General features: G+C 71.1%; 25 protein-coding genes. 12 read left to right on the forward strand and 13 right to left on the reverse strand.

All coding sequences use genetic code 11. The features are described 5' to 3' along the window. Positions 1 to 153: 153 nt before the first annotated feature. The 3 genes from ACTMTU_RS14940 (at position 154) to ACTMTU_RS14950 (ending at position 3,144) form a co-directional block, all read left to right on the forward strand. Positions 154 to 855, forward strand: a complete 702-nt coding sequence (locus ACTMTU_RS14940) for a transglycosylase SLT domain-containing protein (protein ID WP_441263963.1) — start codon at positions 154 to 156, stop codon at positions 853 to 855. A 160-nt stretch (positions 856 to 1,015) separates the two neighbouring features. After that, on the forward strand, positions 1,016 to 2,365 hold the full coding sequence (locus ACTMTU_RS14945; RefSeq protein WP_441263964.1) for an AI-2E family transporter: 1,350 nt from the start codon (positions 1,016 to 1,018) through the stop codon (positions 2,363 to 2,365). Continuing rightward, positions 2,362 to 3,144: a hypothetical protein gene (locus ACTMTU_RS14950; protein ID WP_441263965.1), complete on the forward strand. Its 783-nt coding sequence runs from the start codon at positions 2,362 to 2,364 to the stop codon at positions 3,142 to 3,144. Before ACTMTU_RS14945 ends, ACTMTU_RS14950 begins: the two co-directional genes overlap by 4 nt. 65 nt (positions 3,145 to 3,209) lie before the next feature. Here ACTMTU_RS14950 and ACTMTU_RS14955 read toward each other — a convergent pair whose 3' ends face one another. Together ACTMTU_RS14955 and ACTMTU_RS14960 are read right to left on the reverse strand one after the other, a co-directional pair. Beyond that, positions 3,210 to 3,743, reverse strand: coding sequence for an alkyl hydroperoxide reductase (locus ACTMTU_RS14955; RefSeq protein WP_441263966.1), 534 nt, complete (start codon positions 3,741 to 3,743; stop codon positions 3,210 to 3,212). A 6-nt stretch (positions 3,744 to 3,749) separates the two neighbouring features. Beyond that, entirely contained in the window at positions 3,750 to 4,304 is a 555-nt protein-coding gene (locus tag ACTMTU_RS14960; RefSeq protein WP_037773847.1) for a peroxiredoxin, read from the reverse strand. Between the two features lie 132 nt (positions 4,305 to 4,436). On the opposite strand from ACTMTU_RS14960, the gene ACTMTU_RS14965 reads away from it, so the two are divergent. Further along, positions 4,437 to 5,381, forward strand: coding sequence for a LysR substrate-binding domain-containing protein (locus ACTMTU_RS14965; protein WP_441263967.1), 945 nt, complete (start codon positions 4,437 to 4,439; stop codon positions 5,379 to 5,381). 84 nt (positions 5,382 to 5,465) lie between these two features. Here ACTMTU_RS14965 and ACTMTU_RS14970 read toward each other — a convergent pair whose 3' ends face one another. From ACTMTU_RS14970 to ACTMTU_RS14990, 5 genes are all read right to left on the reverse strand, one after another. Continuing rightward, on the reverse strand, positions 5,466 to 7,883 hold the full coding sequence (locus ACTMTU_RS14970) for an FtsX-like permease family protein (RefSeq protein WP_441263968.1): 2,418 nt from the start codon (positions 7,881 to 7,883) through the stop codon (positions 5,466 to 5,468). Then, positions 7,880 to 8,566 (reverse strand): ABC transporter ATP-binding protein, encoded by a 687-nt coding sequence (locus tag ACTMTU_RS14975; RefSeq protein WP_441263969.1) that lies wholly within the window; start codon positions 8,564 to 8,566, stop codon positions 7,880 to 7,882. Before ACTMTU_RS14975 ends, ACTMTU_RS14970 begins: the two co-directional genes overlap by 4 nt. Further along, positions 8,563 to 9,087 carry a PadR family transcriptional regulator gene (locus tag ACTMTU_RS14980; protein ID WP_441263970.1) on the reverse strand — a complete coding sequence of 175 codons (525 nt, stop codon included), beginning with the start codon at positions 9,085 to 9,087 and terminating at the stop codon, positions 8,563 to 8,565. Before ACTMTU_RS14980 ends, ACTMTU_RS14975 begins: the two co-directional genes overlap by 4 nt. Positions 9,088 to 9,210: 123 nt before the next feature. Further along, the gene (locus ACTMTU_RS14985) at positions 9,211 to 9,504 is read right to left on the reverse strand and encodes a hypothetical protein (protein ID WP_441263971.1); all 294 of its coding nucleotides are present in this window, start codon (positions 9,502 to 9,504) and stop codon (positions 9,211 to 9,213) included. Further along, positions 9,450 to 10,418, reverse strand: a complete 969-nt coding sequence (locus tag ACTMTU_RS14990; RefSeq protein ID WP_441263972.1) for an SPFH domain-containing protein — start codon at positions 10,416 to 10,418, stop codon at positions 9,450 to 9,452. The genes ACTMTU_RS14985 and ACTMTU_RS14990 overlap by 55 nt, the downstream gene beginning before the upstream one ends. Positions 10,419 to 10,694: 276 nt before the next feature. On the opposite strand from ACTMTU_RS14990, the gene ACTMTU_RS14995 reads away from it, so the two are divergent. Further along, positions 10,695 to 12,929 carry a transglycosylase domain-containing protein gene (locus ACTMTU_RS14995; protein WP_441263973.1) on the forward strand — a complete coding sequence of 745 codons (2,235 nt, stop codon included), beginning with the start codon at positions 10,695 to 10,697 and terminating at the stop codon, positions 12,927 to 12,929. Between the two features lie 65 nt (positions 12,930 to 12,994). Here the strand turns inward: ACTMTU_RS14995 and ACTMTU_RS15000 are convergent, their stop codons facing one another. From ACTMTU_RS15000 to ACTMTU_RS15010, 3 genes are all read right to left on the reverse strand, one after another. Further along, the gene (locus ACTMTU_RS15000; protein ID WP_441263974.1) at positions 12,995 to 14,893 is read right to left on the reverse strand and encodes a SpoIIE family protein phosphatase; all 1,899 of its coding nucleotides are present in this window, start codon (positions 14,891 to 14,893) and stop codon (positions 12,995 to 12,997) included. A 337-nt stretch (positions 14,894 to 15,230) separates the two neighbouring features. Next, a complete protein-coding gene (gene fomD, locus ACTMTU_RS15005) occupies positions 15,231 to 15,959 on the reverse strand; it encodes a cytidylyl-2-hydroxypropylphosphonate hydrolase (RefSeq protein WP_441263975.1) in 729 nt (242 codons plus the stop codon). Between the two features lie 70 nt (positions 15,960 to 16,029). Beyond that, positions 16,030 to 17,424, reverse strand: a complete 1,395-nt coding sequence (locus ACTMTU_RS15010; RefSeq protein ID WP_441263976.1) for a class II fumarate hydratase — start codon at positions 17,422 to 17,424, stop codon at positions 16,030 to 16,032. Positions 17,425 to 17,530: 106 nt separating this feature from the next. On the opposite strand from ACTMTU_RS15010, the gene ACTMTU_RS15015 reads away from it, so the two are divergent. Continuing rightward, a complete protein-coding gene (locus ACTMTU_RS15015; protein WP_441263977.1) occupies positions 17,531 to 19,051 on the forward strand; it encodes a ricin-type beta-trefoil lectin domain protein in 1,521 nt (506 codons plus the stop codon). A 27-nt stretch (positions 19,052 to 19,078) separates the two neighbouring features. Here the strand turns inward: ACTMTU_RS15015 and ACTMTU_RS15020 are convergent, their stop codons facing one another. Next, positions 19,079 to 19,366 (reverse strand): GntR family transcriptional regulator, encoded by a 288-nt coding sequence (locus ACTMTU_RS15020; RefSeq protein WP_441263978.1) that lies wholly within the window; start codon positions 19,364 to 19,366, stop codon positions 19,079 to 19,081. Between the two features lie 160 nt (positions 19,367 to 19,526). On the opposite strand from ACTMTU_RS15020, the gene ACTMTU_RS15025 reads away from it, so the two are divergent. The 6 genes from ACTMTU_RS15025 (at position 19,527) to ACTMTU_RS15050 (ending at position 21,358) form a co-directional block, all read left to right on the forward strand. Continuing rightward, on the forward strand, positions 19,527 to 19,880 hold the full coding sequence (locus ACTMTU_RS15025) for a hypothetical protein (protein ID WP_441263979.1): 354 nt from the start codon (positions 19,527 to 19,529) through the stop codon (positions 19,878 to 19,880). Beyond that, positions 19,877 to 20,116 (forward strand): hypothetical protein, encoded by a 240-nt coding sequence (locus ACTMTU_RS15030; RefSeq protein WP_441263980.1) that lies wholly within the window; start codon positions 19,877 to 19,879, stop codon positions 20,114 to 20,116. The genes ACTMTU_RS15025 and ACTMTU_RS15030 overlap by 4 nt, the downstream gene beginning before the upstream one ends. Continuing rightward, the gene (locus ACTMTU_RS15035) at positions 20,113 to 20,289 is read left to right on the forward strand and encodes a hypothetical protein (RefSeq protein ID WP_441263981.1); all 177 of its coding nucleotides are present in this window, start codon (positions 20,113 to 20,115) and stop codon (positions 20,287 to 20,289) included. The genes ACTMTU_RS15030 and ACTMTU_RS15035 overlap by 4 nt, the downstream gene beginning before the upstream one ends. A 134-nt stretch (positions 20,290 to 20,423) precedes the next feature. After that, positions 20,424 to 20,516 (forward strand): LPXTG cell wall anchor domain-containing protein, encoded by a 93-nt coding sequence (locus ACTMTU_RS15040; protein WP_441263982.1) that lies wholly within the window; start codon positions 20,424 to 20,426, stop codon positions 20,514 to 20,516. After that, on the forward strand, positions 20,509 to 21,087 hold the full coding sequence (locus ACTMTU_RS15045) for an RNA polymerase sigma factor (RefSeq protein WP_441263983.1): 579 nt from the start codon (positions 20,509 to 20,511) through the stop codon (positions 21,085 to 21,087). The genes ACTMTU_RS15040 and ACTMTU_RS15045 overlap by 8 nt, the downstream gene beginning before the upstream one ends. Further along, complete coding sequence (locus tag ACTMTU_RS15050; RefSeq protein ID WP_441263984.1) at positions 21,059 to 21,358, forward strand: hypothetical protein; 300 nt, start codon at positions 21,059 to 21,061, stop codon at positions 21,356 to 21,358. The genes ACTMTU_RS15045 and ACTMTU_RS15050 overlap by 29 nt, the downstream gene beginning before the upstream one ends. Positions 21,359 to 21,503: 145 nt before the next feature. On the opposite strand, the gene ACTMTU_RS15055 is transcribed toward ACTMTU_RS15050, so the two are convergent. Both ACTMTU_RS15055 and ACTMTU_RS15060 read right to left on the reverse strand, forming a co-directional pair. Further along, positions 21,504 to 23,180, reverse strand: a complete 1,677-nt coding sequence (locus ACTMTU_RS15055) for a fumarate hydratase (protein WP_441263985.1) — start codon at positions 23,178 to 23,180, stop codon at positions 21,504 to 21,506. 145 nt (positions 23,181 to 23,325) lie between these two features. After that, complete coding sequence (locus ACTMTU_RS15060) at positions 23,326 to 25,998, reverse strand: S8 family serine peptidase (protein ID WP_441263986.1); 2,673 nt, start codon at positions 25,996 to 25,998, stop codon at positions 23,326 to 23,328. Positions 25,999 to 26,185: the final 187 nt, after the last annotated feature.

Consider the following 26,185-nt stretch of genomic DNA (forward strand, 5'->3'; position numbering starts at 1 on the left):
CGCATGCCGCCCGCGAGCACAATGCGGCAGCTCCCCTGGGGAGTTGCCCACCGGGCCCGCGCCTCCCGTGACCCGATCAGTGGGGAGGCCAGCGTCAGGGGCAAGATTTCGCTCGCGGGGTCACCTGTGCGGGCGATGCTGGAAGGAAACCGTGTGAGCCGGATCTCGGTCCGGGGATTCGCAGTGGCTTCGGCTACTGCGGTCACCACCGTCGGCGCCGTCGTCGGCGTCGCGTCGGGCAACACCCAGACCTCGGGCGACAACCTCGAGGCGGCTGCCGCCGACACGACGCTCCTCGCGGACATTCCCATGGGCGAGCAGGCCCAGATCCAGGTGTCGTCCCTGACGCAGCAGGCCGATGCACAGGCCGCTGCCGCGGACGCGGCTGCGAAGAAGTCCGCCGAGGAATCGGCACGCATCCAGGCGGCCGAAACCGCCAAGGCGAAGAAGGAAGCCGCCGAGGAGAAGGCGAAGAAGGAGCGCGAGGAGGCCGCGGCCGCGGAGGCCCGCGCCAACCGCGACGCCGTCCGCGACGCGTCGAGCTTCTCCGCCCAGGCGTCCTACACCATCGCCGAGGTCCAGGCGATGGCGCGCCAGATGGTGCCCGCCGACCAGTTCCAGTGCTTCAGCAACATCGTGGACCACGAGTCCAGCTGGAACTACCGCGCGCAGAACCCGTCTTCCGGTGCGTACGGCCTCGTCCAGGCACTGCCGGGCTCCAAGATGTCGACCGCGGGCGCGGACTGGCAGACCAACCCGGCCACCCAGATCAAGTGGGGCCTGAACTACATGGACAGCCGCTACGGCAGCCCGTGCGGCGCCTGGTCGTTCTGGCAGGCCAACCACTGGTACTAGTCGGCCTCCGGCCCGCCGGTCGCTCAACTTTTCGGAGCCCCTCACCGTCCTACGGTGAGGGGCTCCGTGCGTGTACGGTCTCAATCCGGTACTCCCCGGTCGGGGACGCCCGTGCCTTGAGGGCTCAGGGGGAGAGTGGGCGGGGGAAAGAGGAAGCATCATGTCGAAGGTTCCAGGATGGCTCGGCCGGGTGGGTGCCGGGCTGACCCGGATGGGAGAGCGCCTGGAGGAGCGCCGCAACGAGGGCGCCCCGGACGCCGACGACGAGCTGCCCGGGGCGCCGCGGCTCCCCGAGAGCGTTCCCCCGCCGCCGGCCTACGCGCCGGCCGTGCCCGCGAGGCCCGACCCGGTCGCCGCCATCCCCTGGGGGATGCGCGTCGCGGCGGAGGCGGGCTGGCGGCTGCTCGTACTGGCGGGCACCCTCTGGGTGTTGATGCGGGCGATCAGCGCCGTGCAGCTGGTGGTGCTGGCGTTCGTGGCGTCCCTGCTCGTCACCGCGATGCTTCAGCCGACCGTCGCCCGGCTGTGCAGACTGGGCCTCCCGCGGGGCTTCGCCACCGCCGTGACGGCGATCCTCGGCTTCGTCATCATGGGCCTGGTCGGCTGGTTCGTGGTGTGGCAGGTGATGGACAACCTGGACAACCTCTCCGACCGTGTCCGGGACGGCATCGACGAGCTGAAGCGCTGGCTCCTCGACAGCCCGTTCCATGTGACGGAGAGTCAGATCAACGACATCGCGGAGAACCTCAGCGACACCATCGGCACCAACACCGAGGAGATCACCTCGGCCGGTCTCCAGGGTGTGAGCGTGATGGTCGAGGTGCTCACCGGGATACTGCTGGCGATGTTCTCCACGCTGTTCCTGCTGTACGACGGCAGGCGCATCTGGGAGTGGGTGCTCAAACTCGTCCCCGCGCAGGCGCGGCCGGGGGTCGCCGGTGCCGGACCGCGTGCCTGGCGCACCCTGACCGCGTATGTCCGCGGCACGGTGATAGTGGCACTGATCGACGCGATCTTCATCGGCCTCGGGATCTACTTCCTCGACGTGCCGCTGGCCGTGCCGCTCGCCGTGTTCATCTTCCTCTTCGCCTTCATCCCCCTGGTCGGCGCGGTGGTCTCCGGCGCTCTCGCGGTGGTCGTCGCGCTGGTCACCCAGGGCGTGTTCACGGCGCTCATGGTGCTGGTCGTCGTCCTCGCCGTCCAGCAGCTCGAGGGCCATGTGCTGCAGCCGTTCATCCTGGGCCGCGCGGTGCGGGTGCACCCGCTCGCCGTGGTGCTCGCCGTGGCCTGCGGCGGTCTGACCGCCGGCATCGGCGGCGCGGTCGTGGCGGTCCCGCTCGTCGCCGTGACCAACACGGTCGTCGGCTATCTGCGGGTGTACGGCAGGGAACAGGCGCTGCGCCACTCCCCGCCGCCGCACGGCTCGACGTCCCTCGACGCGGCGGCGGCGACGGCCGCCGCGGAGGAGTCCCCGCCGGCGCAGGGCCGCACACCCGAGGAGCAGGAGTGATCTCGGAACCGGAGCTCGTGCCGGAGGGGTACTTCGGCGCGGCCGAGCTCCCCGGACAACGCGTCGCCGCCGATGACGTGGTGACGGAGGACCAGGGCCCCGGCGGTCCGCGCCGCGCCCGTCCCGGCTGGCTGTGGGCAATCGGCGGTGCGGTCGTCGCGTCGGCGGTGTGGGCGGGCGGCCTGTACGCGTACTCCAGCGCGGAACCGGACCTCGGGGGATACCGCGCGAGCCGGAACCTGTGCCTGGACGCGGAATTGAGCGCGCTGACGGCCGCGATCGGCGAGCGGGTGGACCGGGGCTCGGCATGGCGCAGTGCGCACGAGAGCCTCGACGACGTGTCGTGCTACATCGAGATGACGCCGCAGGGGTACGAACTCCCGACCGACGAGGACGGGAACGAGCTGGGCTCGCTGCCGAGCGTCTCCGTGGGGTACACCCTGCACAAGAAGACCGACCCCGGCCCCGAGTTCGAGGGCATGATGGCGGCCCGGCACTCAGCCGTCGAGGACACGGCCGTCGACGACTCGGCCGTGGACGACGCGGCGGTGGACGACACGACGGCACTGCGTCGCGTCGACGGTCTCGGTGAACTGGCCTTCGTCGTCCGGGACAGCGGCGGCATCACTCTGGAGGTGCTGGACGGCCAGGCGGTGCTCTCCATGTCGACCAGCAGCGACTGGGACGCGGAAACCGGCGAGCCGCTCACCGACGTGAGCGACTTCGAGCCGCTGATGATCGAGGACATGAGGGCGCTGATGGCCCGGCTGAAGAGCTGACGGCACGCGGAAGGGCCCTGCCGACCGTTTCCGGTCGGCAGGGCCCTTCCGCGTGTGCGCGAGGACTACTCGGCCATGACGGCCTCTGCGTCCAGCGTCGTACCCACGGCCTGGATCACCGCGGCGATCTTGAAGGCCTCCTGGATCGTCTCGCGGTCCACTCCGGCCTTGCGCAGCACCTGCTCGTGCGAGTCGAGGCACTGGCCGCAGCCGTTGATGGCGGAGACGGCGAGCGACCACAGCTCGAAGTCGACCTTCTCCACACCGGGGTTGCCGATGACGTTCATCCGCAGACCGGCACGGAGCGTCCCGTACTCCGGGTCCGACAGCAGGTGCCGGGTCCGGTAGAAGACGTTGTTCATCGCCATGACCGCGGCGGCCGACTTGGCGGCGGCGTACGCCTCGGGCTTGAGGTTGGCCTTCGCCTCCGGCTCCAGCTCACGCAGCACCCGCGGCGAACGCGAGGCGATCGCGCAGGCCAGCACGGTGCCCCACAGCTGCTGCTGGGGGAGCTCGCTGTTGCCGATGACCGAGCCGAGGTTCAGCTTCAGGTCCTTGGCGTAGTCCGGTACGGCGGCCTTCAGTTCATCGAGAGCCATGGCGGATCACTCGCCCGACAGCAGCGCGACGGGGTCGAGGGTGTTCTCGCCCTTGGTCCAGTTGCACGGGCACAGCTCGTCGGTCTGCAGGGCGTCCAGCACCCGCAGGACCTCCTTGGGGTTACGGCCGACGGAACCGGCGGTCACCATGGTGAACTGGATCTCGTTGTTCGGGTCGACGATGAAGACGGCGCGCTGCGCGAAGCCGTCCTCGCCCTCGATGCCGAGGTCGCGCATCAGCTCGTGCTTCGAGTCGGCCATCATCGGGAAGGGCAGGTCACGCAGGTCGGCGTGGTCCTTGCGCCAGGCGTGGTGGACGAACTCGGAGTCGCCGGAGAAGCCGAGGATCTGGGCATCACGGTCGGCGAACTCGTCGTTCAGCTTGCCGAACGCGGCGATCTCGGTCGGGCAGACGAAGGTGAAGTCCTTGGGCCACGCGAACACGACCTTCCACTTGCCCTCGTAGGACTTGTGGTTGATCTGCTCGAACTCCTTGCCGCTCTCCAGCGAGACGCAGGCGGTCAGCTCGAACGTGGGGAACTGGTCACCGACAGTGAGCACGCGCTCTCCTTGCAAACAGGATTTCCCTTTTTGGGGGCATCCGGTGGGGTTGGACGGATCTTGATAGTGGCACAGAGTGCATTGATCGCGGAAATAGCTAGACTCGGTCATCGCGATCGGAGGAACTTATCAGTGGCCATAACAAACAGGGGCAAACAGCCGAGCCTCGCACAGCTGCGCGCCTTCGCGGCCGTGGCCGAGCATCTGCACTTCCGGGACGCGGCGGCGGCAATCGGGACGAGTCAGCCCGCACTGTCCGGCGCCGTCTCGGCGCTCGAGGAGGCACTCGGTGTCCAGCTCCTCGAGCGTACGACGCGCAAGGTGCTCCTCTCCCCGGCCGGGGAGAGGCTCGCGGTCCGGGCCAGGGCCGTGCTGGAGGCCGTCGGCGCCCTCATGGACGAGGCGGAGGCGGTGAGGGCGCCGTTCACGGGCGTGCTCCGGCTGGGCGTGATCCCGACGGTCGCACCGTATCTGCTGCCGACCGTGCTGAAGCTGGTCCATGAGCGGTACCCGGAGCTGGATCTCCAGGTGCACGAGGAGCAGACCTCGTCACTGCTGGAGGGGCTCGGTGCGGGGCGGCTGGACCTGTTGCTGCTCGCCGTGCCGCTCGGAGTGCCCGGAGTCACCGAACTTCCGCTGTTCGACGAGGACTTCGTCCTGGTCACCCCCGAGGACCACTGGCTCGGCGGCCGCCAGGACATTCCGCGCGAGGCGCTGCGCGAGCTGCATCTGCTCCTCCTCGACGAGGGGCACTGTCTGCGGGACCAGGCCCTCGACATCTGCCGCGAGGCGGGCCGCACCGAGGGCGGCCCCGTGACCACGACCGCCGCGGGCCTCGCCACGCTCGTCCAGCTGGTCGCGGGCGGCCTCGGGGTGACCCTGCTGCCGCGGACGGCCGTCGATGTGGAGACCGGCCGCGCGGGCCGCCTCCAGACCGGCTGGTTCGCCGATCCCGCGCCGTCACGCCGGATCGCGCTGGCGATGCGGTCGGGCGCAGCCCGGGGCGGCGAGTTCGAGGAGTTCGCAGAGGCGCTGCGGGAGGCGATGGGCGTCCTGCCGGTGCGGGTAGCGCCCTGAGGACGGACCGGGTGCGGGCCGCGCCGTGAGGAACGGATCCAGGTGCGGGTCGCGCCCTGAGGGACGACCCGCACCGGGCGGGCGTCACTCCGTCCGGAGGCCACCCGGGCGCATCAGGCGGACCAGCACCGGCAGGCTCAGCAGCGTCACCACGAGGATCAGGCCCGCGCCCATGCCGGCCACCGGGAGGAACGACCCCCAGTGCGTGACCGGCTTCCCGATCATCCGCAGCATCGCCGCACCCAGCCCTATACCGGCCCCGACCGCCATCGCCGTGCCGAGCACCACCAGGACGGCCGTCTGCAGGAGGACCGACCAGGCCAGTGTGGAGCGGCCGGTGCCGAAGGCGACCAGGACCGCCAGCAGCCGCCTGCGGTCCCTGAGCTGCTCGATCTGGGCCACCGCCATCGACGCGGCGATCAGCCCCATCGTCGCGGTGGCGGCGGCCAGCAGCCCGGTCCGGACACTCTCGTACTGCCGGTCCCGTTCGATCTTGTGGATGGTGCGGACCTGTACCGGGGCGTCGATCCGCGCCGCGGCGTTGCGCACGAACTCCCTCGCGTCCGGCACGCTCTCGTCGATCTGCACCTGCGCCGTGGTCCGGGCGCCGGGGAGCGCGGAGACGTCCACGGCGCCCGGTGTCGCGAAGATGCCGGTGTGCTCCTCGCCCACCGGGTCGGGGCGCGCCATCACCGTGGGTGACCGCCCCGGCAGGGTCCACAGCATCGGCGCGGAGCCGTCGAACTGAGTGTCGCTGTTCAGGTTCACCGGCCTGCCCTTCCGGGCGGTCCTGTCGATCCAGTCGGACGGCGGCTCGTCACGGGTGCTGTGCACGACGAACGTGTCGCCGTCCCCGCAGGAGCGGATCCGGGCCAGTTCCCGCAGGGTGGGGCAGTCTCCGACCGTCAGCGTGGTCGTCGGCCGGATGTCCCCCTCGGCGACGGGCTCCGGGGACACCACGTACGCCTCCACCGTGCCGATCACGCCCCGCACGCCTTCCGTGGCGCGGAACTCCCTGATCATCTCGCGGGCCAGTTCACCGCTCGGGAACTCGGCGGAGACCGTCAGCTGAGCCCGCTCGGAGTCCTGTCCGGTCACCCGGTTGAAGTCGTCGTGCACCGCGGCGAACACCATCTGCAGCGCGATCGCTCCCGCCACCGCGACCGTGATGCCGCCCACCGCCCTGGTCGCGGAGGCGCTGCCCAGCTGGAGCCGGCGCACGGCGAGCTGCCAGGCCACCGGACCGCGGCCGAGCCGCCGGACGACGGCGTCGACGAGCCAGGGGAGCAGCGCGGTCAGCGAGAACAGCACCAGCAGCGTCCCCGCCGCGACGGGCCACGGTTCGACGACCTCCGGGTCCTGGCGGACGGTGCCGGTCGCCAGGAGCACGGCCAGTCCCGCGGGCAGCATCAGCAGCCGCCACCACAGGCGGCCGCGGCGCGGCGCCGACCGCCGTACGACACCGAGCGGTTCGACCGTCACGGCGCGCATCGCCAGCAGCGTCACCACCACCGACACGACCGGCACGGCCAGAAGGATCAGCGCGCCGAGCCAGGGCACCGGTACGACGTCGGAGGGGAAGGCGCTCAGGTCCCACACCCGTACGGAGCCGGCGATCAGCCGGCCTGCGGCGAACGCGCCGGCTCCGACGGCCAGTCCGAGCACTGCGCCGAACAGCGCCTCCCCGGCAGCGATCCAGCGGGTCGTCCGGGCGTCCGCGCCCACCAGGCGCAGGGCGGCGAGCCGCCGGTCGCGCTGTTCGCCGCCGAAGCGGACGGCGGTCGCGACGAAGACGGTCACCGGTACGAGCAGCACCACGCACGCCAGCACGACGACGACGATGAGCACGGGGGCCATCGGGTCCCCGCCGCCCCGGGTGCCGTAGCGCTCGACCCGCACACCGCCGGTTTCCGTGGTCAGGGTGGAACTGCCCGCGTAGAAGCGCAGTTCGCCCGGATCGAGAAGCCCGGCGTCGCCGATCAGGCCCACCGTGCGGTGGTGCAGGCGTTCCTTCAGCAGCCGTCCCTCGGGGGAGGCCAGGAGTTCGGCGAGGGCGGGGGAGACGTACATCTCGCCGGCCGCCGGGGCACGGTCGAGGCCAGGCGGCAGCGCCGGATCCGCGCCGTCCGGCCGCAGGATCTCGCCGCCGACGGTCTGCGTGCGGTAGTCGGTGTCGGCCGGCGCGGTGACCAGGCTCGTCGCGGAGACCGGCACGTGCTTGCCCAGTCCCGGTCCGACGGCGGTCCTGGCGGCGGTACGGCTGTCCCGGGCGTCCATCATTTGGGGCACGGACGCGGCGACGAGCAGCAGCCCGACGCCGAGCCCCACTCCGAGAGCGGTCAGCGCGGTACGGGTCAGGCCCTCACGGCCGCCGGAGACGGCGAACCGGATGCCCATGGCGAGGTCCCGCAGCCGCGCGGCCGGCCCGCGGTGCGCACGCTGCGCGGGGCGCGGCACCGGTGCCGCGCGCACGGGGCGCGGCTCGTGCCGTGTCGTGCTCATGCGACCCGCTCGGGATCGTGTGCCCTGCCGTCGCGCACGACGACCTCCCGGTCCGAGTAGGCGGCGACGCGGGTCTCGTGCGTGACGAGCACGACGGCCGTGTTCTGCCGGCGGGCCGTTTCGGTGAGCAGCGACATCACCCGCTCGCCGTTGAGCGAGTCCAGGGCGCCCGTGGGTTCGTCGGCGAAGACCACCTTGGGCGAGGCGACGAGCGCGCGGGCCACCGCGACCCGCTGCCCCTGGCCGCCGGAGATGTCGCCGGGCCGCTTGCGCGCGGTGTCCCCGACCTCGAGCCGTTCCAGCCATTCCCGCGCCGTGCGCTCGGCCTCCTTGCGCTTCACGCCGCCGAGCCGCAGCGGCAGTGCCACGTTCTCGACGCAGCTCAACTCCGGGACCAACTGGCCGAACTGGAACACGAACCCGAAGTCCGAGCGGCGCAGCGCGCTGCGTTCCGCGTCCGGCAGGCCGGTGATCTCGCGGCCCGCGTAGGTGACGGAGCCGGCGTCGGGCCGGACGATGCCGGCGAGGCAGTGCAGCAGGGTCGACTTGCCGGAGCCGGACGGTCCCATGACGGCGACGACCTCGCCGGGATGGATGGAGAACGAGGCGTCGTCGAGGGCGGTGGTGGACCCGAAGGCCTTGCGCAGGCCGTCGGCGACGAGCAGGGAACCGGCGGGGATCACGCACGGACCTCCGAGGCGAGCCGGTCGAGGCGCGCGGCGGTCAGTTCCAGCCACCGGAGGTCGGCTTCCAGGTGGAACAGGGCGTGGTCGCAGATCAGTTGGTCGGCGAGGTCGCCGCGGCGCTTGCGGTCGGTGAGGACCCGCATCAGCCGCAGATGCTCCGCGCGCTGGCCGTCGAGCAGTTCGGCGGCGCTGCGGCCGGTGAGCAGGGCGATGACGACCTTGGTGTAGAGCGTCGACTGAAGGTACGGCTCGGGCTTCTCGGGCTGGGCGAGCCACTGCTCGACATCGGTGATCCCGGCGTCGGTGATGGCGTACCGCTTCCGCTCCGGCCCGCCGCCGGACTCGACGCCGTCGACCTCGACGAGACCGTTCTTCAGGAGCCGGGACATGGTCGAGTAGACCTGTCCGTAGTGCAGCGGGCGGTCCTGCCCGAACCGCTCGTCGAAGGCCCGCTTCAGGTCGTAGCCGTGGCGGGGGCCGGCCTCGAGGAGGCCGAGGAGAGTGTGACCGATGGACATGAGGGTCACTGTACTCAGGGTGTATACGCAGTGTGTATAGCGGGGGTTCCTCGGGTTTCCCCGGCCTGCCGACGCCAGGGAAGGCCCGGACGGGAGCGGATGCTCCCGCTCCCGTCCGGGCTGCTACGGCGCCCCGCTCCCGGCGTCCCCCGACGCCCCCGGCTGCGCCTTGGGCGGCCGGCCGCGCCGGGCGATGGGGCCCGTGGAAGAGGGCAGCCGGCCGGCGTCCGCCAGCGCGCGTCTCAGCAGGAACTCGATCTGCGCGTTCGCGCTGCGCAGCTCGTCCCCGGCCCACCTGGCGAGTGCCTCGTACACCGCCGGGTCGAGCCGCAGGAGCACCTGCTTGCGTTCGGAGGGCGGCGTCACTGGTAGAGCGTGCCCGTGTTGAGGACCGGCTGGGCCGCGCGGTCGCCGCACAGCACCACCATCAGGTTGGAGACCATGGCCGCCTTGCGCTCGGAGTCCAGCTCGACGATGCCCTGCTCGGCGATGCGGGCGAGGGCCGCCTCGACCATACCGACCGCGCCGTCGACGATCTGACGCCGTGCGGCCACGACCGCGCCGGCCTGCTGGCGCTGGAGCATCGCGGAGGCGATCTCGGGTGCGTAGGCGAGGTGGGTGAAGCGGGACTCGATGATGTGGACACCGGCCGCCTCGACGCGTGCGTGCAGTTCCACGGCGAGCTTCTCCGTGATCTCCTCCGCGTTGCCGCGCAGCGAGAGGCCCTCCTCGTCGTGGGCGTCGTAGGGGTACTCGATGGCGATGTGGCGGACCGCGGCCTCGGTCTGGGTGGAGACGAACTCGAGGAAGTCGTCGACCTCGAACATCGCCTGGGCGGTGTCCTCGACCTTCCACACGACCACCGCGGCGAGCTCGATCGGGTTGCCGTACGCGTCGTTGACCTTCAGTACGGCCGTCTCGTGGTTGCGCACCCGGGTGGAGATCTTGGTCCGGGACGTGAGCGGGTTGACCCACCGCAGTCCGTCCGTGCGGATCGTGCCCCGGTAGCGGCCGAAGAGCTGGACGACGCGTGCCTCGCCCGGGGCGACCATGTTCAGGCCGCACATGGCGAGGAACGCGGCGATGCCGATCACGATGCCGCCGGTGATCAGTACGGCCTTGGTGCCGGCCGAGTCGGACGCCGTGGCGGCGACGACGAGCGCCGCCCCCACCGCCAGCCCGAGGAGGCCGAGCAGCAGCGCCAGGCCGCCCCCGATGCTGTGGGCCGCGAACTCACGCACCCGCGGCTGGGGCATCTCCGGTACTTCCGGTGTGTCGGCCGCGGCGTTCCTGACGCCGGAGGCTGCGTCGTGGCTGGAGGTGGCGGGCATGGTCGTCCCCGTTTCCGCGCACGGCAGTGCCGTACGCCGGTTCGTCGTCGATCTAGCAAACTGATATCACTTTAACGCATGTGGCAACCTTGCGGCCCTTTCGTGAGTCGGTTCCTTGAGACGGGGTGCTCATTCTCACGTCCGGAAAAGGGGGGATCAGCTCCTCTTTGTCTGGGTGACCGGTGTTAGCTTTCTGAGCTGATTCCGGGCAGACACCGGTGACCAGAACGCCGGACGAGTGAGCCGGCTGGCCGACAGAGCGGGAGCGACGGAGCGATGGGCCGAGCGGAAGCGCGACAGGCCCGGCAGCGCGGTGCGCGCCGGGCGAGAAAAACCAGGCCCTCGGGCATACGCCGCTTCTTCACGTTCAAGAAGATGCTCGGCACGTTCCTGGGCCTCTGCCTGCTGGCGATGGGCGTGTTCTTCGTGGCCTACCTGCTCGTCCCGGTCCCCGAGGCCAACGCAGAGGCCAAGCTGCAGAGCAACGTCTACAAGTACAGCGACGGCAAGGTCCTGGCCCGTACCGGCGAGGTCAACCGGGAGATCGTCGGCCTGGACAAGATTCCCCAGGACGTCCAGTACGCCTTCGTCGCCGCCGAGAACAAGACCTTCTTCCAGGACTCGGGCGTCGACATCAAGGGCACGCTCCGCGGTCTGAAGAACACCCTCACCGGGCAGGGCAAGCAGGGTGGCTCGACCATCACCCAGCAGTACGTCAAGAACTACTACCTGAACCAGGACCGGACGGTCAGCCGCAAGCTCAAGGAGCTGGTGATCTCGCTCAAGGTGGACCGGAAGAAGGAGAAGAGCGAGATCCTCGCCGGTTACCTCAACACCAGCTACTTCGGCCGTGGCGCGTACGGCATCCAGGCCGCCTCCCAGGCGTACTACGGCGTCGACGCCGAGAAGCTGAACGTCGCCCAGGGTGCCTACCTGGCGGCTCTCGTCCAGGCCCCCAGCAGTTACGACTGGGCCGTCGCCTCCGACGAGACCAAGGAGACGGTCACCAACCGCTGGAGCTACGTGCTCAACAACATGGTCGAGGAGAGCTGGCTCGACAAGAGCGCCCGCGACAGCCTGAAGTTCCCCGTCCCGCAGGCCCCGAAGGCGGCGGCGGGCCTGAGCGGCCAGGCCGGGTACATCGTCGACGCCGCCAAGCAGGAGCTGTCCCGCCAGGGCATCGACAAGGCCGACCTCGACGCCGGCGGCTGGACGATCACCCTGAACATCGACTCCAAGCGCCAGAAGGAGCTGGAGAGCGCGGTCAAGAAGCAGCTCGAGGACGAACTCGACCGCAAGGGCAACACCGTGGACGCCACCGTGCAGGCCGGCGCCACCTCCGTCGATCCGAAGACCGGCAAGGTCGTCGCCCTCTACGGCGGCGTGGACGCCACCGAGCACTGGCTGTCGAACGCCACCCGCCGCGACTACCAGCCCGCCTCCACCTTCAAGCCTGTCGTGTTCGCCTCCGCCCTGGAGAACGGCTCCGAGACCCAGGACGGCGACCCGATCGGCCTCAACACGGTCTACGACGGCACCAGCAAGCGCCCGGTCGAGGGCAGCGACACCCCGTTCAACCCGCAGAACGACCTCGACAAGAGCTACGGCCCCGTCAGCGTCCAGACGTCGCTGAACAGGTCCATCAACTCCGCCTTCGCGCAGATGGCCGTCGACGTCGGCCTGGACAAGGTGAAGGAGACGGCGCTCGACCTGGGCATGCCGGACGTCAACTTCCCCGAGCGTCCCTCGATCTCGCTGGGCGTGATGGGGGCCTCCACCTGGGACATGGCCGGCGTCTACGCCACCCTCGACAACCACGGCAAGAAGGTCACCCCGACGATCGTCGGCAAGGCCGAGCACAAGGACCGCGAGTTCGAGGTCCAGGACCCGATCGGCAGCCAGGTGATCAGCCGTGAGACGGCCGACACGGTCACCGCGGGCCTCACGGGCGTGGTGAAGAACGGCTCCGGCATCGCCGCGAGGTCGAGCTTCTACGAAGCGGCGGGCAAGACGGGCACCTCGGAGAAGAACCGGTCAGCCTGGTTCGCGGGCTACACCCCCGAACTCACCACCGTGGTGGCCCTGTTCGGCGAGTCGCCCAAGGAGGGCGGCGGCCAGGTGTCCCTCACGGGCACCGCACAGGCCGGCCGCGCCAACGGCGGTGGCTTCCCCGCCAGGATCTGGGCCGACTACACGCTCGGCGCGCTGAACGGCGGCTCCGACGCCGAGTTCGACCTCGACGTCGCGGAGATCGCGAGCCCGGACCCGACCCCGACGGAGACGGAGACGGAGACCGAGGACCCGACCCCGACCCCCACGGAGACGGAGACGGAGACCGAGGACCCCACTCCCACGCCCACGGACACCGGTACGGCGGACCCGACGCCGACGGACGAGTTCCCGACGCCGACGACGACGATCACACCGCCGACAGGGACGTTCACGCCTCCCGTCGAGCCGGGTGACGGCGACCCGGACAAGGACACCGACCGCCGCCCGCCCCAGCCCTGACGGGCCCGGACACGACGCAGGCGCCCGCACCCCGGCCTCGGGGTGCGGGCGCCTGCGTATGTCTGTCAGGCCCGCGTGGGCAGCTCGAACCAGACGACCTTGCCGGTCGACAGCCGGGTCGCGCCCCAGCGCCTCGCGAGCCGGTTCACCAGGAACAGACCGCGTCCGCCCTCGTCCGTGTCCCGTGCCCGCCGCTGGCGGGGCAGCTGCGGCGAGTCGTCGCCGACCTCGCAGCGCAGCACATCGGTGCGCAGCAGCCGCAAGGTCACCGGCCGCTCCGCGTACCGCACGGCATTGGTGACGACCTCGCTGACCAGCAGCTCCACCGAGTCGGACAGCTCCTCGAGGCCCCAGCGGGCCAGTGCGCGCCGGGCGAGACGGCGGGCCCTGCCCGGGGCCGCGTCCTCCGGCTCGAGGAACCAGTACGCCACGTCGCTCGGCGCGATCCCGTCGAAGCGGGCCGCGAGCAGGGCGATGTCGTCGTCGCGGTCACCGGGGCCCAGCATGTCGAGCACGTCGTCGCAGAGGGCCTCCAGCGGCGGCGAGTGGTCGGGGCCGGTGAGCTGCGCGGTGTCCGCGAGCCGCTCCCGCAGCTGCTCGATGCCCGTCCACACGTCACGCAGCCGCGATTCGACCAGCCCGTCGGTGTAGAGCAGCAGCGTCGCGCCGGCCGGGGCGTCAAGCTCCACGGCCTCGAAGTCGACACCGCCGACGCCGATGGGGGCGCCGGGCGGCACGCGCAGCACCTCGGCGCGCCCGCCCAGGTGCAGCAGGATGGGCGGCGGGTGACCGGCGTTGGCGATGGTGATCCGGTGCGAGACGGGGTCGTACACCGCGTAGAGGCAGGTGGCCATGCGGTCGGTGCCGAGGCGCTGGGCCTGTTCGTCCAGGTGGTGCAGGACCTCCTGGGGCGGCAGGTCGAGGCCGGCCAGGGTCTGCGCGGTCGTCCGCAGCTGGCCCATGATCGCGGCGGAGGTCATCGAGTGGCCCATGACGTCACCGACGACCAGCGCCACGCGGCTGCCGGGAAGCGGGATGGCGTCGTACCAGTCGCCGCCCACGCGTGCGGTCTCGGCCGCCGGGAGATAGCGGGAGGCGAGCCGTACGCCGGTCGGCTGGGGCAGCGAGTCGGGCAGCATCGTGCGCTGGAGCTCGTCGGCGATGTACGCCTCGCGGCCGTACAGCACCGCCTTGTCGATGCCGAGCGCCGTGTGGGTCGCCAGCTGCGCGGCGACCAGCAGGTCGTTCGGCTCGAAGGCGGGCCGGTCGGGGCGGCGCAGGAAGACGGCGGCGCCGATCACCCGGCGGCGACCGCGCAGCGGCGCGAGTATCGCGCGATGGCCGGTCGGTACGGAACGTCCGTCGCCGAGCAGCTCGGGCAGTGCGGCGCGGGCCGCGGCCGAGTCGCCGAAGACGGGCCGCACGCCCCGCAGCACTTCGGAGAGGGCTCCCCCGGACCGGACCTCACAGAGCTCGGCGGCGGGTGTGGGCTCGCTCCCGGCGTCGAGCAGCGGCATGGCGCCGACGCCGGCCTGGTCCGTGTCGTCGGCGCTGGAGCGCAGCCTGTCGGTGCGCCGGAGCCGCAGCACGAACGGGGACACCGGCCGTTCGTCGCCGACCGGCAGCGGGTCGCGGAGGTAGACCAGGATCGCGTCGGAGAACGTCGGCACGGTGGCCCGGCACAGACCGAGGACGATCTCGTCCAGGTCGATGCCGCGCGCGATCCGCCGGGTGGCGGCTCCTACGAACCGCAGCCGGTCGCCCTCCCGTCTCGCGGTCCCCGCGATGTCCTGGGCCTGCAGCGGCGCCGTGTGCACCTGCGGCTGGGGCTGGGGCTGAGGCTTGGGCGGCGGCCCGGCGGGCGCGGGTGATGCCCCGGCCGCCTGCGCCCGCGGCCGGGTGCGTTCCTGGGACCGGGCAGCCAGGGGCTGCCGGCCTTCGTGGGAGGTGGGATGCTCCGTCACGCGTGGGATTCCGTCCATCCGGGCCGGTGGTGCGCTGCAATCGCCTCATGGGGCGGTATACCCGCTCTGGGGGTGACGTCGACAGGGTGGCGGGCTTCCGGCACAGCTCAACCCCCTGTGGTGAGTGACTCGTGCTGCCTCTTGCGAGACGCTCGGTGACTGGACGCTCTGTGACTGCTGAATGACTGAACGGTCGGGCCCTGCGCTCCTGCTCCCTCGTACGGCGCAGCCTTGCGGACGACGATCCTACGTTTGCCCCCAGGGGGCGCATCAAGAGTCTCACGAGGTCGTATACGCCGGAGCGCGTTCCCGTCGGGAACCGGCCGGAGCGCCCGGATCAGGCCGCCTGTCGCGCCGGCAGCCGGTCCCAGTCGGCCGGAAGGGCCGGTACGTGCCAGGTGGGGTCGGGCCGCCAGCCCTCCCAGCCGTCGGAGAACGGCGCACCCCAGGCGCGGATCACCTCGACCGCCGCCCGGCCCGCCTCCCGTACGCCCCTCGCCGTCCGCGCGTCCATCAGGCCGACGCGCTGCGCCTGTTCGAACTCGTCCTCGTCCCGCCACAGCCAACTGCGGTCGGGGTAGACGGAGATGTCGAGGTAGTGGTCCTCCGAGTCGACGCCGCCCGACCAGCGGGTACGGGGCTCCTCGAGGTTGACGTACCAGCTGCGGAACTGCCAGTCGTGCTCCCAGAACAGCCATACCGACCAGGGCAGACCGGGCTGCGCCAGCTTCAGCACGCCGTTGCCGCTCCAGCGGGTGCGGGCGGTGGCGCGGGGCGCGGTGTAGCGGGTGGCGAGCGGCTCCTCGTGCACCGGGGTGCCGTCCGCGATCACCGGCTTCACGCACTCGGTGCCGGGGGCCATCCAGACGGCGAGCAGCTCGTCGGTGTCCTGGACGACGGTCACGGGCCGGCAGATGTGGAACGAGCGGCCGGCGCGGCCCGGGGAATGCCCGCGGTAGCGCCACAGGATGTGGTCCCCCGGCTCCCAGCGCGCGGGGCTCTCCGCGTCGGTCCTGTGCGGTTCCGTCCTGCCCGTTCCGTGTGCCGGGCCTCCCGTGCCTGTCATGAGCAGATCTTAGGAGTACGGAACGGGCAACGCTGCGAGGCGTGTCACGGGCCGTGTCACGGCCATGGCGTCACGGGTGGGTCATGCGCAGCACGTCAAGTGCCTCGTCCAGCTGCTCCACGGTCAGGTCTCCCCGCTCCACATAGCCGGACTCGAGCACCACTTCACGGATAGTCCGGCGTTCCGCGAGCGACTTCTTGGCGACCTTCGCCGCCTCCTCGTAGCCGATGTACTTGTTGAGCGGGGTGACGACCGACGGGGAGGACTCGGCGTACTCGCGGGCCCGTTCCGCGTCGGCCGTGATGCCGTCGACGGTGCGGTCCGCCAGCAGGCGCGAGGCGTTGGCCAGAAGTCTGACCGATTCCAGCAGGTTCTTGGCGATCACCGGCAGCATGACGTTGAGCTCGAAGTTGCCGGCCGCGCCGGCCGTCGCGACGGTCGCGTCGTTGCCGGTGACCTGAGCGGCCACCATCAGAACCGCCTCGGGGATCACCGGGTTCACCTTGCCCGGCATGATCGATGAGCCGGGCTGGAGGTCGGGGAGGGCGATCTCGGCGAGACCGGTGCGCGGCCCCGAAGCCATCCAGCGCAGGTCGTTGCAGATCTTGGTGAGCGAGACCGCGACCGTACGGAGCTGCCCCGAGGTCTCCACCAGGCCGTCGCGGGCCCCCTGCGCCTCGAAGTGGTCGCGCGCCTCCGTCAGGGGCAGCCCGGTCGCGCGGGCCACCTCGGCGATGACGGCGGCGGAGAAGCCGGGCGGGGTGTTGATCCCGGTGCCCACCGCCGTGCCGCCCAGGGGCAGTTCCGCGAGGCGGGGCAGCGAGGCCTTCAGCCGTTCGATCCCGTACCGGACCTGGGCCGCGTAGCCGCCGAACTCCTGGCCGAGGGTGACGGGCGTCGCGTCCATCAGATGCGTACGGCCCGCCTTGACGACCGTCGCGAACTCGGTGGCCTTCCGCTCCAGGGAGGAGGCGAGGTGGTCCAGGGCGGGGATCAGGTCGCGGGTGACGGCCGCGGTCGCCGCGATGTGGATGGAGGAGGGGAAGACGTCGTTGGACGACTGGGACGCGTTCACATGGTCGTTGGGGTGCACATCGCGGCCGAGGCGTTCGGTGGCGAGGGTGGCCACGACCTCGTTGGTGTTCATGTTGGAGGAGGTGCCGGAGCCGGTCTGGAAGACATCGACCGGGAAGTGCTCGTCCCAGCGCCCCTCCGCGACCTCGGCCGCGGCGGCGGCGATCGCCTCCGCGACATCCTTGTCCAGCACGCCGAGTTGGGCGTTGACCTGGGCGGCGGCGGCCTTGATACGGGCCAGCGCCTCGATGTGCGAACGCTCCAGACGCTGACCGGAGACGGGGAAGTTCTCCACGGCCCGCTGGGTCTGCGCCCGCCACTTGGCGTGCACGGGAACCCGCACCTCACCCATCGAATCGTGCTCGGTCCGGTACTCGTCGGCGTCGCTCATCGTGTCGTACCTCCTGAAAAAGTTGAGCACTTGTCTTGTTCTGCCTATTCCCAACTGCGCTACCCGCCAGTAAATACCCCGGGTAACCACAACCCGGGGAGGCGCAATGAAAGGCACCGTTCCCAGACTTCGACTCCGTCGCACCATGGCGGCCGCCGCCGCGCTCGTCACCGTTCTGAGCGGCCTGGCGGTGGCCGCTCCCGCGGCAGCGGAGCCCGCCGGCTCCGCGACCGTACCCCTGCCGCCCGAACTCGAGGCCGTCCGGGCCGCCGAGGCGACCGCCCTCTACGGCAGCCCCGCGGAGCGTCCGCCGGCCGAACGCAGGTCCTCCCTCGTCTCGCTCGGCGACAGCGAGATCTCCGGCGAGGGCACCGGCACCTACGAGCCCGGTACGAACGGGCCCGACAACTGGTGCCACCGCTCGCCGGACGCCGCCATCCACCGCACCGGAATCCCCGCCGACGTGACGTACAACGTGTCCTGCTCCGGTGCGTCCACTCCCAACATCCGCATCGGCGGCAGCAAGCAGTACGCCGACGAGCTGGTCCAGAGTGACAACCTCGCCGTCAAGGCCCGCAACACCCGCGTCAAGATGGTGTTACTGGTCGCCGGCGCCAACGACGACCTCCAGTTCGGTCCCGTCATGACCGACTGCGTCACCCGCTACATCCTGCTGCAAGGGCCCTGCGAGCCCAAGTACGCACCGGGCTGGCAGGCCCGCGTCGACGGTCTCGTCCCCAAGGTCGAGCAGACCGTGCGCGACCTGCGCACCGTGATGCGCGACGCCGGATACCGGGACGGCGACTACAAGCTGGTCGTCATGGGCTACCCGAGCCCGATCGGACCCGACTTCCGTGACAACCCCGACTTCCCGGGCAAACTGGCCTGCGGCGGGATGGGTTACGACTCCGACACCGTGTGGGGCCGCAACGCCGCCGTCCCCGCCTTCCAGCGCGGCATGCGTGAGGCCGCACGCGCGACCGGGGCCGTGTACCTCGACAACTCCCGCCTCTTCCACGGCCATGAGGTCTGCTACCAGGACCCCTGGGCCCGCGGCCTGTACATCGACCTCGGGCACTTCCCCCCGGACGCCAACTCCGTGCGGCAGTCCTTCCACCCCAACATCCGCGGGCACGCCGCCTTCGCGTCCTGCCTGACCCAGCTCTACGACTCCGGTCTGCGGGAGGCGAGCTGCGCGGACGTCGACTCGACGGGGAAGCCGGCCCTGGTCCCGTACGCCTGGGACGACGCCTTCAAGCCGCTGCGGAACGAGGCGACCGGCGACTGCCTGGACGTCGACGGCGCCACGAGCGCGAACGGCACCGGTGTGCTCGGCTGGGACTGTCACGGCGGCCGTAACCAGGGCTGGTGGCACGACTCCGCCCGTGGCACCGTCCACACGGAGCTGTCCCAGGACCGCTGCCTGGATGTGCCCGCCGGTGACTACCGACCGGGCACGGCCCTGGCCGTCTGGGACTGCCACGGCGGCCCCAACCAGAAGTTCGTCCGCGACGGAGCCACGATCCGGCCGGCGTCCGCGACCGGGGTCTGCCTGACCCACGGCGCGGCGAACGAGCCGGTCCGGCTCCGGGCTTGCGACGGCTCGGTGAACCAGCGCTTCGCCTGACCGGGGAGCACGGCACCGCGGACGGCGCTACGCGTCGGACGCGGTGCCGTTCTTTCCTGCGTCGGGGGTGACGAAGGAGCCCTTGCCTCGCACTGTGACGACGAGCCCACGCTCCCGGAGTTCCTGCGTCGCGCGGCGAGCGGTGAGACGAGCGACGCCGTACTCCTCCGCCAGGCGATTCTCGGACGGGATGGGACGGTCGGGTGCGAGGGCGCCCGAGGCGATCTGCTGGGCGATCGCATTGGCCAGCTGAACGTAGAGAGGCGTGGCGCTTCTCGGATCCAAGGACGTGCCCGACTCGGAAGTATCGCTCATATGTCCAACGTAGAGCGCTGTTCATCTCCACGTATGGGTGGATCCCTCTGTACTTGTATACAGAGGACTGCATGGCGGAGTAGCTTCAGCCAAGTGAAGACCCCGGCGACCGTGCGACCGGTCCCGGGGCATGGCCACCAACTTCAAGGGAGTTGATGACGTGCGGAACCCTATCGCGCACGCACTGGGCCGGGTCCTGATCCCCGCCCTTCTCCGGCTGCTGATGCTGACGCTGCCGCCCACCGGCAGGCACCGGGAGGCGCCGGCGGCGCAGCGCCGCCGACTGAACGGCCCGGCATCCCGCCCGACTCGCGTCCCCGCCCGGCGGCGGTCACCGTACGCCCGCGAGCAGTCCACGTTCCTCGACGGCGCCCGGTCGCCGCTCGCCCGCCCCTATGTCGAGGCGTACTCCTGCCCGGCCGCGCAGCGCAGGCGGCGGCGGGCATTGTGGCCGGCCACCGTCGGGGTGGACATCGACCAGCGGAACATCCATGCCGCCGGCGGTGCCTGGTGAGCCGGGGTGTGGCGGGCCGCTGCGGGGCGCGGCGGTCGGTGTTCGCCGTCGCGGCCGTGGTGCGGCCGGTGTGCGGCGGATCGGTCTGCGTCCTGGCCGCGGGACACGACGGTCCGCATCACGACCGGGCGGGGGACGCCTGGTGGGTGACCCCGGAGGTCGCCGACGCCGTCAGTGTCTCCCTGCTCGCCCGCGCTCTGGCGAACGCGCTGGGGCGGCCGGAGGAGGAACGGTGACCGGCGAGGCGGCGCCCGAGCCCGCGTTCCGGTCGCCGCGCTGCATCGTCGGCCGTCACGACCGCTGCCGCGATCACGTGCCCTGCGGCAGCGGCGTACCCGGGGTGCGGCACCTGGTGTGCGCCTGCGACTGCCACATCCCGGCCAAGGCCCCGCCCGAGAAGCGCCCTTGACCCGCTGGCGCCCTGTACTGAAGCTGAGGCCCTACCGGCGCGATCAACTTTTCCGGGCGCAGGCCGAATCCTTTCGGCGGGCCCGTGCCTCCTATATGTGCCGACGAACGTCGGTACAGGATCGGGAGGTCTTCATGATCATAGGAATCGCCGTCGCCGCCGGAGCCGTGCTGCTCTGCACGTGCGGCTACTTCGCCCTGCGCAAGCGAAAGCAAGCCCGTGGCTGACTCGTCCTGGCCCGCTGAACAGTTGATCGTCGCCGCCCAGCGCGGCGACGTCGACGCGATCACCGCCCTGGTGTCGGGTTCGCACCCGAACGTGCAGCGATTCGCCCGCTCGCTCTGCGCCACACCCGAGGATGCCGAGGACGCGGCACAGGAGGCCCTGATCATCCTGTATCGCAAGATCGGGATGCTCAGGGCGTCCGGCGCGTTGGCGTCATGGATGTTTCGCATCGTCCGCAACGAATGTCTGCGGCGCGCACGGACGATGCGGGCCCATGCGCCCCTGCCCGAGGCCACCGTGCGCTCGGCCGAGGAAATGGCTCTCCAGCGCATCGAGGCGGGCAGGGTGGCGGCCGCCGTCGCCGCCCTGCCGGCCGAGCAGCGACGCGTGCTGATCATGCGGGACATCCAGGGCTACAGCGGGCGAATGGCCGCCGAGGCGCTCGGCCTCAGTACCGCAGCGATGAAATCGCGTCTGCACCGCGCCCGCGGTGCGGTGCAGCAGTCCCTCCGTGCCAGACCCGAACCTCCGCCTGGAGACACCCATGACGACGACCGAGGCCGACGGCCCTGACTTCTCCAGTTCGTCCCTGCCCCGCCACCTCGTCCGGGGCCTGATCGGCTTCGGTAGCCTGATCGGCTCGGTGGCGTTCCTCCCGACCGCCGGCCCGGTCAGCCTGCTGCTCCTGCCGGTCGGGGTACTGGCACTGCGCGGTTGCCCGATGTGCTGGACCCTCGGCCTGATGCAGACCGTCTCGCGGGGCCGTCTCCGGCGCACCTGCGAGGACGGCGGGTGCAGGCTGACCGTCGCGGACCGGGACCACGAGGAGCGCCCGGCCGCCTGACAAGCAGAGAGCGACGTGGCTGCCGGGCCTTGCCGCGTTCTCGTTCGGCGCCTCCCCGGCCGTCACCCGGGCGGAGAACGCGGCTGCCCGGACGGCTCGGCCCCTCCCGCAGCCTGCGGGAGGGGCCGAGCCGTCGTATGCGGAGCTACGCCAAGCCCGGGCCGCGCACCGGGATGGACGTGAACGTCGGAGCGGGCGCCGGGTCCTGGAAGAAGTCGTTGCCCTTGTCGTCCACGACGATGAACGCCGGGAAGTCCTCGACCTCGATCTTCCAGACGGCCTCCATGCCGAGCTCCTCGTACTCGACGACCTCGACCTTCTTGATGCAGTCCTGCGCGAGCCGCGCCGCCGGGCCGCCGATGGAGCCGAGGTAGAAGCCGCCGTGCGTGCCGCACGCGTCGGTGACCTGCTTGGAGCGGTTGCCCTTGGCCAGCATGATCTTGGAGCCGCCGGCCGCCTGGAACTGCTCGACGTAGGAGTCCATCCGGCCGGCCGTCGTCGGTCCGAAGGAGCCGGAGGCGTAACCCTCGGGGGTCTTCGCGGGACCCGCGTAGTAGACCGGGTGGTCCTTCAGGTACTGCGGCATCTCCTCACCCGCGTCGAGGCGCTCCTTGATCTTCGCGTGCGCGATGTCGCGGGCGACGACGAGCGGACCGGTCAGCGAAAGGCGGGTCTTGACCGGGTACTTGGAGAGCTCGGCCAGCATCTCGTCCATCGGACGGTTGAGGTCGATCTTCACGACGTCACCGGCCTCGTCCAGGTGCTCGTCCGTCGTGTCCGGCAGGAAGCGCGCCGGGTCGGTCTCCAGCTGCTCCAGGAAGACGCCCTCCGCCGTGATCTTGGCGACGGCCTGGCGGTCGGCGGAGCAGGAGACGGCGATGGCGACGGGCAGCGAGGCGCCGTGCCGCGGCAGGCGCACCACGCGCACGTCGTGGCAGAAGTACTTGCCGCCGAACTGCGCGCCGATGCCGATCTTCTGGGTGAGCTCGAAGACCTTCTTCTCCAGCTCCTCGTCACGGAAGCCGTGGCCGAGCTCCGACCCCTCGGACGGCAGCTCGTCCAGGTAGTGCGCGGACGCGTACTTCGCGGTCTTCAGCGCGAACTCGGCACTGGTGCCGCCGACGACGATCGCCAGGTGGTACGGCGGGCAGGCGGCCGTGCCGAGCGAGCGGATCTTCTCCTCCAGGAACTTCATCATGGAGGCCTCGTTGAGGACCGCCTTGGTCTCCTGGTAGAGGAAGGACTTGTTGGCGCTGCCGCCGCCCTTGGCCATGAAGAGGAACTTGTAGGCGCCGCCGTCGGTCGCGTACAGCTCGATCTGCGCCGGGAGGTTGGAGCCGGTGTTCTTCTCCTCCCACATGGTGATCGGGGCCATCTGCGAGTAACGGAGGTTCAGCTCGGTGTACGCGTCGTAGATGCCGCGCGACAGGGCCTCCTCGTCGCCGCCCTCGGTGAGCACGTTCTGGCCGCGCTTGCCCATGACGATCGCGGTGCCGGTGTCCTGGCACATCGGGAGCACGCCGGCGGCGGCGATGTTCGCGTTCTTCAGCAGGTCGAGCGCGACGAACTTGTCGTTCGACGACGCCTCCGGGTCGTCGATGATCCGCCGCAGCTGCGCGAGGTGGGCCGGGCGCAGGAAGTGCTGGATGTCGTGGATCGCCTCGGAGGCCAGCTTGCGCAGCGCCTCCGGCTCGACCTTGAGGAACGTGCGGCCGTCGGCCTCGAAGGTGGAGACTCCCTCGGCCGTCACCAGGCGGTACGGCGTGGTGTCCTCGCCGAGCGGCAGCAGATCCGTATACGCGAACTCCGGCATTTCGCCCATTCCTCATTTCGCAGACAGCAGCGTGCCTTCGTTGGCAGCGCCATCCAATGTAAGACGCCCGCGCGGACCCGATCCTGTGAGGTAAGGCTCACTGGCCGGGATCATGGCCGGGACCGGGGCCGCGCGGGCGAGGCAAGCGATGGCGCTACTGGGTCACGGTCGCCGTCAGCCGGTACGGGTTGTCGAGGAGCGGGGACGTGCGCCGGGACTCCACGACCAGTTCCCAGACGCCCGCTGCCGGGGCCTTGTACGTGCGGGTGGACGGGTCACAGCCGTTTCCGTCGAGGTACCCCGAGTAGCAGGACAGGGAGCCGGGCGCGGCGGACTCGCCGCTGACGCCGGTCGGCCGGAACGCCCACCAGCGGGTCTGGCTGCCGTCGGCGAGGCCGTCCAGCTTCACCGTCAGCGCCGTGGTGCCCGCCGGTACGGCGACCGTGTAGTGGACCGTGCCGTTGCGCTCGGCGACGCCGGTCACCTCGTACGTGCTGCCCGCCGCCAGCGGCGTCGCCGCCTCGACGGCCAGCATCGCGGCCTGTTCGACCGCCTCGGTCGCCGGGTTGTCGATGGTCAGGACCGCGCTGTGGACGCCCTGCGTGGCCGGCTCGGCGGTGACCCGGACCACGGTCGGCTCGTCGAGGCCGAGGAGGACCGTGCGCGGAGTGGAGAAGGTGCCGTCGTTCCCGGTCAGGGAGAGCAGGTACGGAATCTTCCGGTCAGGTCCGGAGGTCCGGTGGACGGTCACGTCGTAGGTGCGGGACTCGCCGATGCCCTGGCCGCCGCTGCCCGGGGCGCAGCTGTTGAACACGCCGCTGCCGGTGTGCGGGGTGAGCAGCCTGCCGGAGAGCGGAGTGCACACGGGTGCGACGACGCTCACCGCCTCGACCGCGGTGTCCTCGCCGGAGAGGAACCTCCACGCGCCCGGGACGTCGAGGCCGCCGCGGCCCTGGGCGACGGCTGGAACCTCGTCGTTGTAACGGGCCGACGAGTAGAGAGCGCTGCGGAGCTCGGCCGGGGTGGCGCTGACGTCACGCTGCTTCGCGGCCGACAGCAGCAGGGCCGCCGCGCCGGCGGCCTGCGGGGACGCCATCGAGGTCCCGTTCATCATCGAGTAGCCGACGGGCAGGGTGTAGCCGGTCTCGGGGACGGACGAGTTGGGCAGCCAGTCGGGGACGGTGGACACGGCCGCGCCGGGAGCGGTCAGGTCGGGCTTGAAGCCGCCGTCCTCACGCGGTCCGCGCGACGAGAACGGGAAGACGCCCAGCTCGTCACGCACCTGCGATCCGTAGTTCGCCCACCACGTCGCCCGGGAGACGGACGCGCCGACGCTGACGACCTTGTCGGCGGCCGTCGGATCGCCGACCGTGTTCGCACCGGCACCCGAGTTGCCGGCGGAGATGAAGAGCTGGACCCCGGACTCGTCGATCAGCCGGTTGTAGACGAGGGCACGGGCGCTCTGCCCGTCGTTGAACTCGGGCGAGGAGCCGATGGACATGTTGATCACGTCGACACCGTGCTTCGTGGCGAGATCGATCATGCCGTCGGTAAGCGCGGCGCTGGAGCACCCGAAGGAGTGGCACGCACGCATCGAGACCAGCTTGGCACCGGGCGCCTGGCCGTCCGCCCGGCCGCCGAACATGCCGTTGGCCGCCGTGATGCCCGCGACATGGGTGCCGTGCGCCTCGGTGATGACGTTCACGTTGACGCTGACCGTGCCGGGGAAGAAGTCGTTCCTGACCTGGACGGTGAACGGTATCCGCTCGTTGACCGGCGTCGACGGGTCATCGGTCCCGAAGTGGGCGATCTGCTGCTTGTCCTTGTACGGACGCAGCAGTTCCTCGTCGGTGAAGTCGTGGTCGAGGTCGGTGTCGACCCACACCGCGGAGTCCGACTCGCGGACCAGCGTCGGTACGACGGTGGCTCCCTGGGGCAGCTGGATCGGACGCAGGCCGATGCGCAGGTCGGCCGAGTCCGGCGCCTTCCACGTCTCGCCGCGGACCTGGTCGGTGAAGACCGGCCCCGACACCTTGGCCGTCGCCGACAGGTTCTGCCAGGTCGCGTCGAAGAGCAGGTCGATCAAGTTCCGCGGGTCGGTCCCGGCGACCGTGTCGACGAGTTTGCGCTCCCCGGTGGTGGTGGTCGCGAGCGCCGGATGGGTCGGATCGACTCCGGTGTCCATGATGCCGATGGTGACGCCGCGGCCGTCGTAGGAGGGGTTGCCCTCCTTGAACTGAGCGGAGCCGGTCTCCCGGGTGGGCATGTAGGCGTTGCTGTCGGGGGTCTTCGCGGAGGGCGCCTCCGGACCCTGCCCGGCCGCGGTGGCCACGGCGTCCGACCCGTCCGGGCGGACCTCGTCGATCCTCAGCAGCTCGTCCACGTCGACGGCGACGACGTCCTCGATCGCGGCGACCCGGTCCACCATGCCGAACGGCACGTTGGCCTTGATGTAGCCGACGGCCGACTCGGTACGGGCGCTCTCGATCCCGAGGGCCGCGAGCGCTCCCTCCGCCTCGGCGGTCCGGCCGTCCCGGACGGCGATCAGCAGTGTCGCGAAGTCCGGGACCGCCCGGTCGGCGTTCTTCATGGTGGTGCGGGCGAGGTGCTGCTTGCGGTAGGTCGCGAGGAGCGCGCGGTCGTGGCTGCCGAGCTTGTCGGCGGACCGCGTCGCGGCGGCGGACACGTCGGGCTCGGCGGCGGCAGGGGTCGCCTGCGCGGGCAGAGCGGTCAGGGCGAAGCTCCCGGCGGCGAGCAGCGCCGTCGCGATCGCGACGGCGCTGCGCCCGGCTCTGTGGTTCGTGGCGGTGGAGCGGGGACGGGACATGGGCATCCTTCAGCACTCGAGGGCTGTGAACGGCCGTCACACTGGCAGGTGATGACTGCCTTTCATCAGCCCTCGCGGCTGTCGCGTTGGCGTCCTGTCGCAAATGCGACAGCCCGTCCGGCGTCGTCCCCACCGCCTCGTGGGGCCGGGTCGCACGCCGTCGCGCGCCCCCTCTCCGGCGTCCCGG

This window comes from Streptomyces sp. OZ13, assembly GCF_052068155.1.
Classification (GTDB): Bacteria; Actinomycetota; Actinomycetes; order Streptomycetales; family Streptomycetaceae; genus Streptomyces.

Excerpts from the sequence above, each read along its gene's own strand:
- ACTMTU_RS14945 (WP_441263964.1), top strand. The coding sequence starts at position 1,016 with ATGTCGAAGGTTCCAGGATGGCTCGGCCGGGTGGGTGCCGGGCTGACC.
- ACTMTU_RS14955 (WP_441263966.1), bottom strand. The coding sequence starts at position 3,743 with ATGGCTCTCGATGAACTGAAGGCCGCCGTACCGGACTACGCCAAGGAC.
- ACTMTU_RS14970 (WP_441263968.1), bottom strand. The coding sequence starts at position 7,883 with ATGAGCACGACACGGCACGAGCCGCGCCCCGTGCGCGCGGCACCGGTG.
- ACTMTU_RS14980 (WP_441263970.1), bottom strand. The coding sequence starts at position 9,087 with ATGTCCATCGGTCACACTCTCCTCGGCCTCCTCGAGGCCGGCCCCCGC.
- ACTMTU_RS14990 (WP_441263972.1), bottom strand. The coding sequence starts at position 10,418 with ATGCCCGCCACCTCCAGCCACGACGCAGCCTCCGGCGTCAGGAACGCC.
- ACTMTU_RS14995 (WP_441263973.1), top strand. The coding sequence starts at position 10,695 with ATGGGCCGAGCGGAAGCGCGACAGGCCCGGCAGCGCGGTGCGCGCCGG.
- fomD (WP_441263975.1), bottom strand. The coding sequence starts at position 15,959 with ATGACAGGCACGGGAGGCCCGGCACACGGAACGGGCAGGACGGAACCG.
- ACTMTU_RS15010 (WP_441263976.1), bottom strand. The coding sequence starts at position 17,424 with ATGAGCGACGCCGACGAGTACCGGACCGAGCACGATTCGATGGGTGAG.
- ACTMTU_RS15015 (WP_441263977.1), top strand. The coding sequence starts at position 17,531 with ATGAAAGGCACCGTTCCCAGACTTCGACTCCGTCGCACCATGGCGGCC.
- ACTMTU_RS15020 (WP_441263978.1), bottom strand. The coding sequence starts at position 19,366 with ATGAGCGATACTTCCGAGTCGGGCACGTCCTTGGATCCGAGAAGCGCC.
- ACTMTU_RS15040 (WP_441263982.1), top strand. The coding sequence starts at position 20,424 with ATGATCATAGGAATCGCCGTCGCCGCCGGAGCCGTGCTGCTCTGCACG.
- ACTMTU_RS15050 (WP_441263984.1), top strand. The coding sequence starts at position 21,059 with ATGACGACGACCGAGGCCGACGGCCCTGACTTCTCCAGTTCGTCCCTG.
- ACTMTU_RS15055 (WP_441263985.1), bottom strand. The coding sequence starts at position 23,180 with ATGGGCGAAATGCCGGAGTTCGCGTATACGGATCTGCTGCCGCTCGGC.
- ACTMTU_RS15060 (WP_441263986.1), bottom strand. The coding sequence starts at position 25,998 with ATGTCCCGTCCCCGCTCCACCGCCACGAACCACAGAGCCGGGCGCAGC.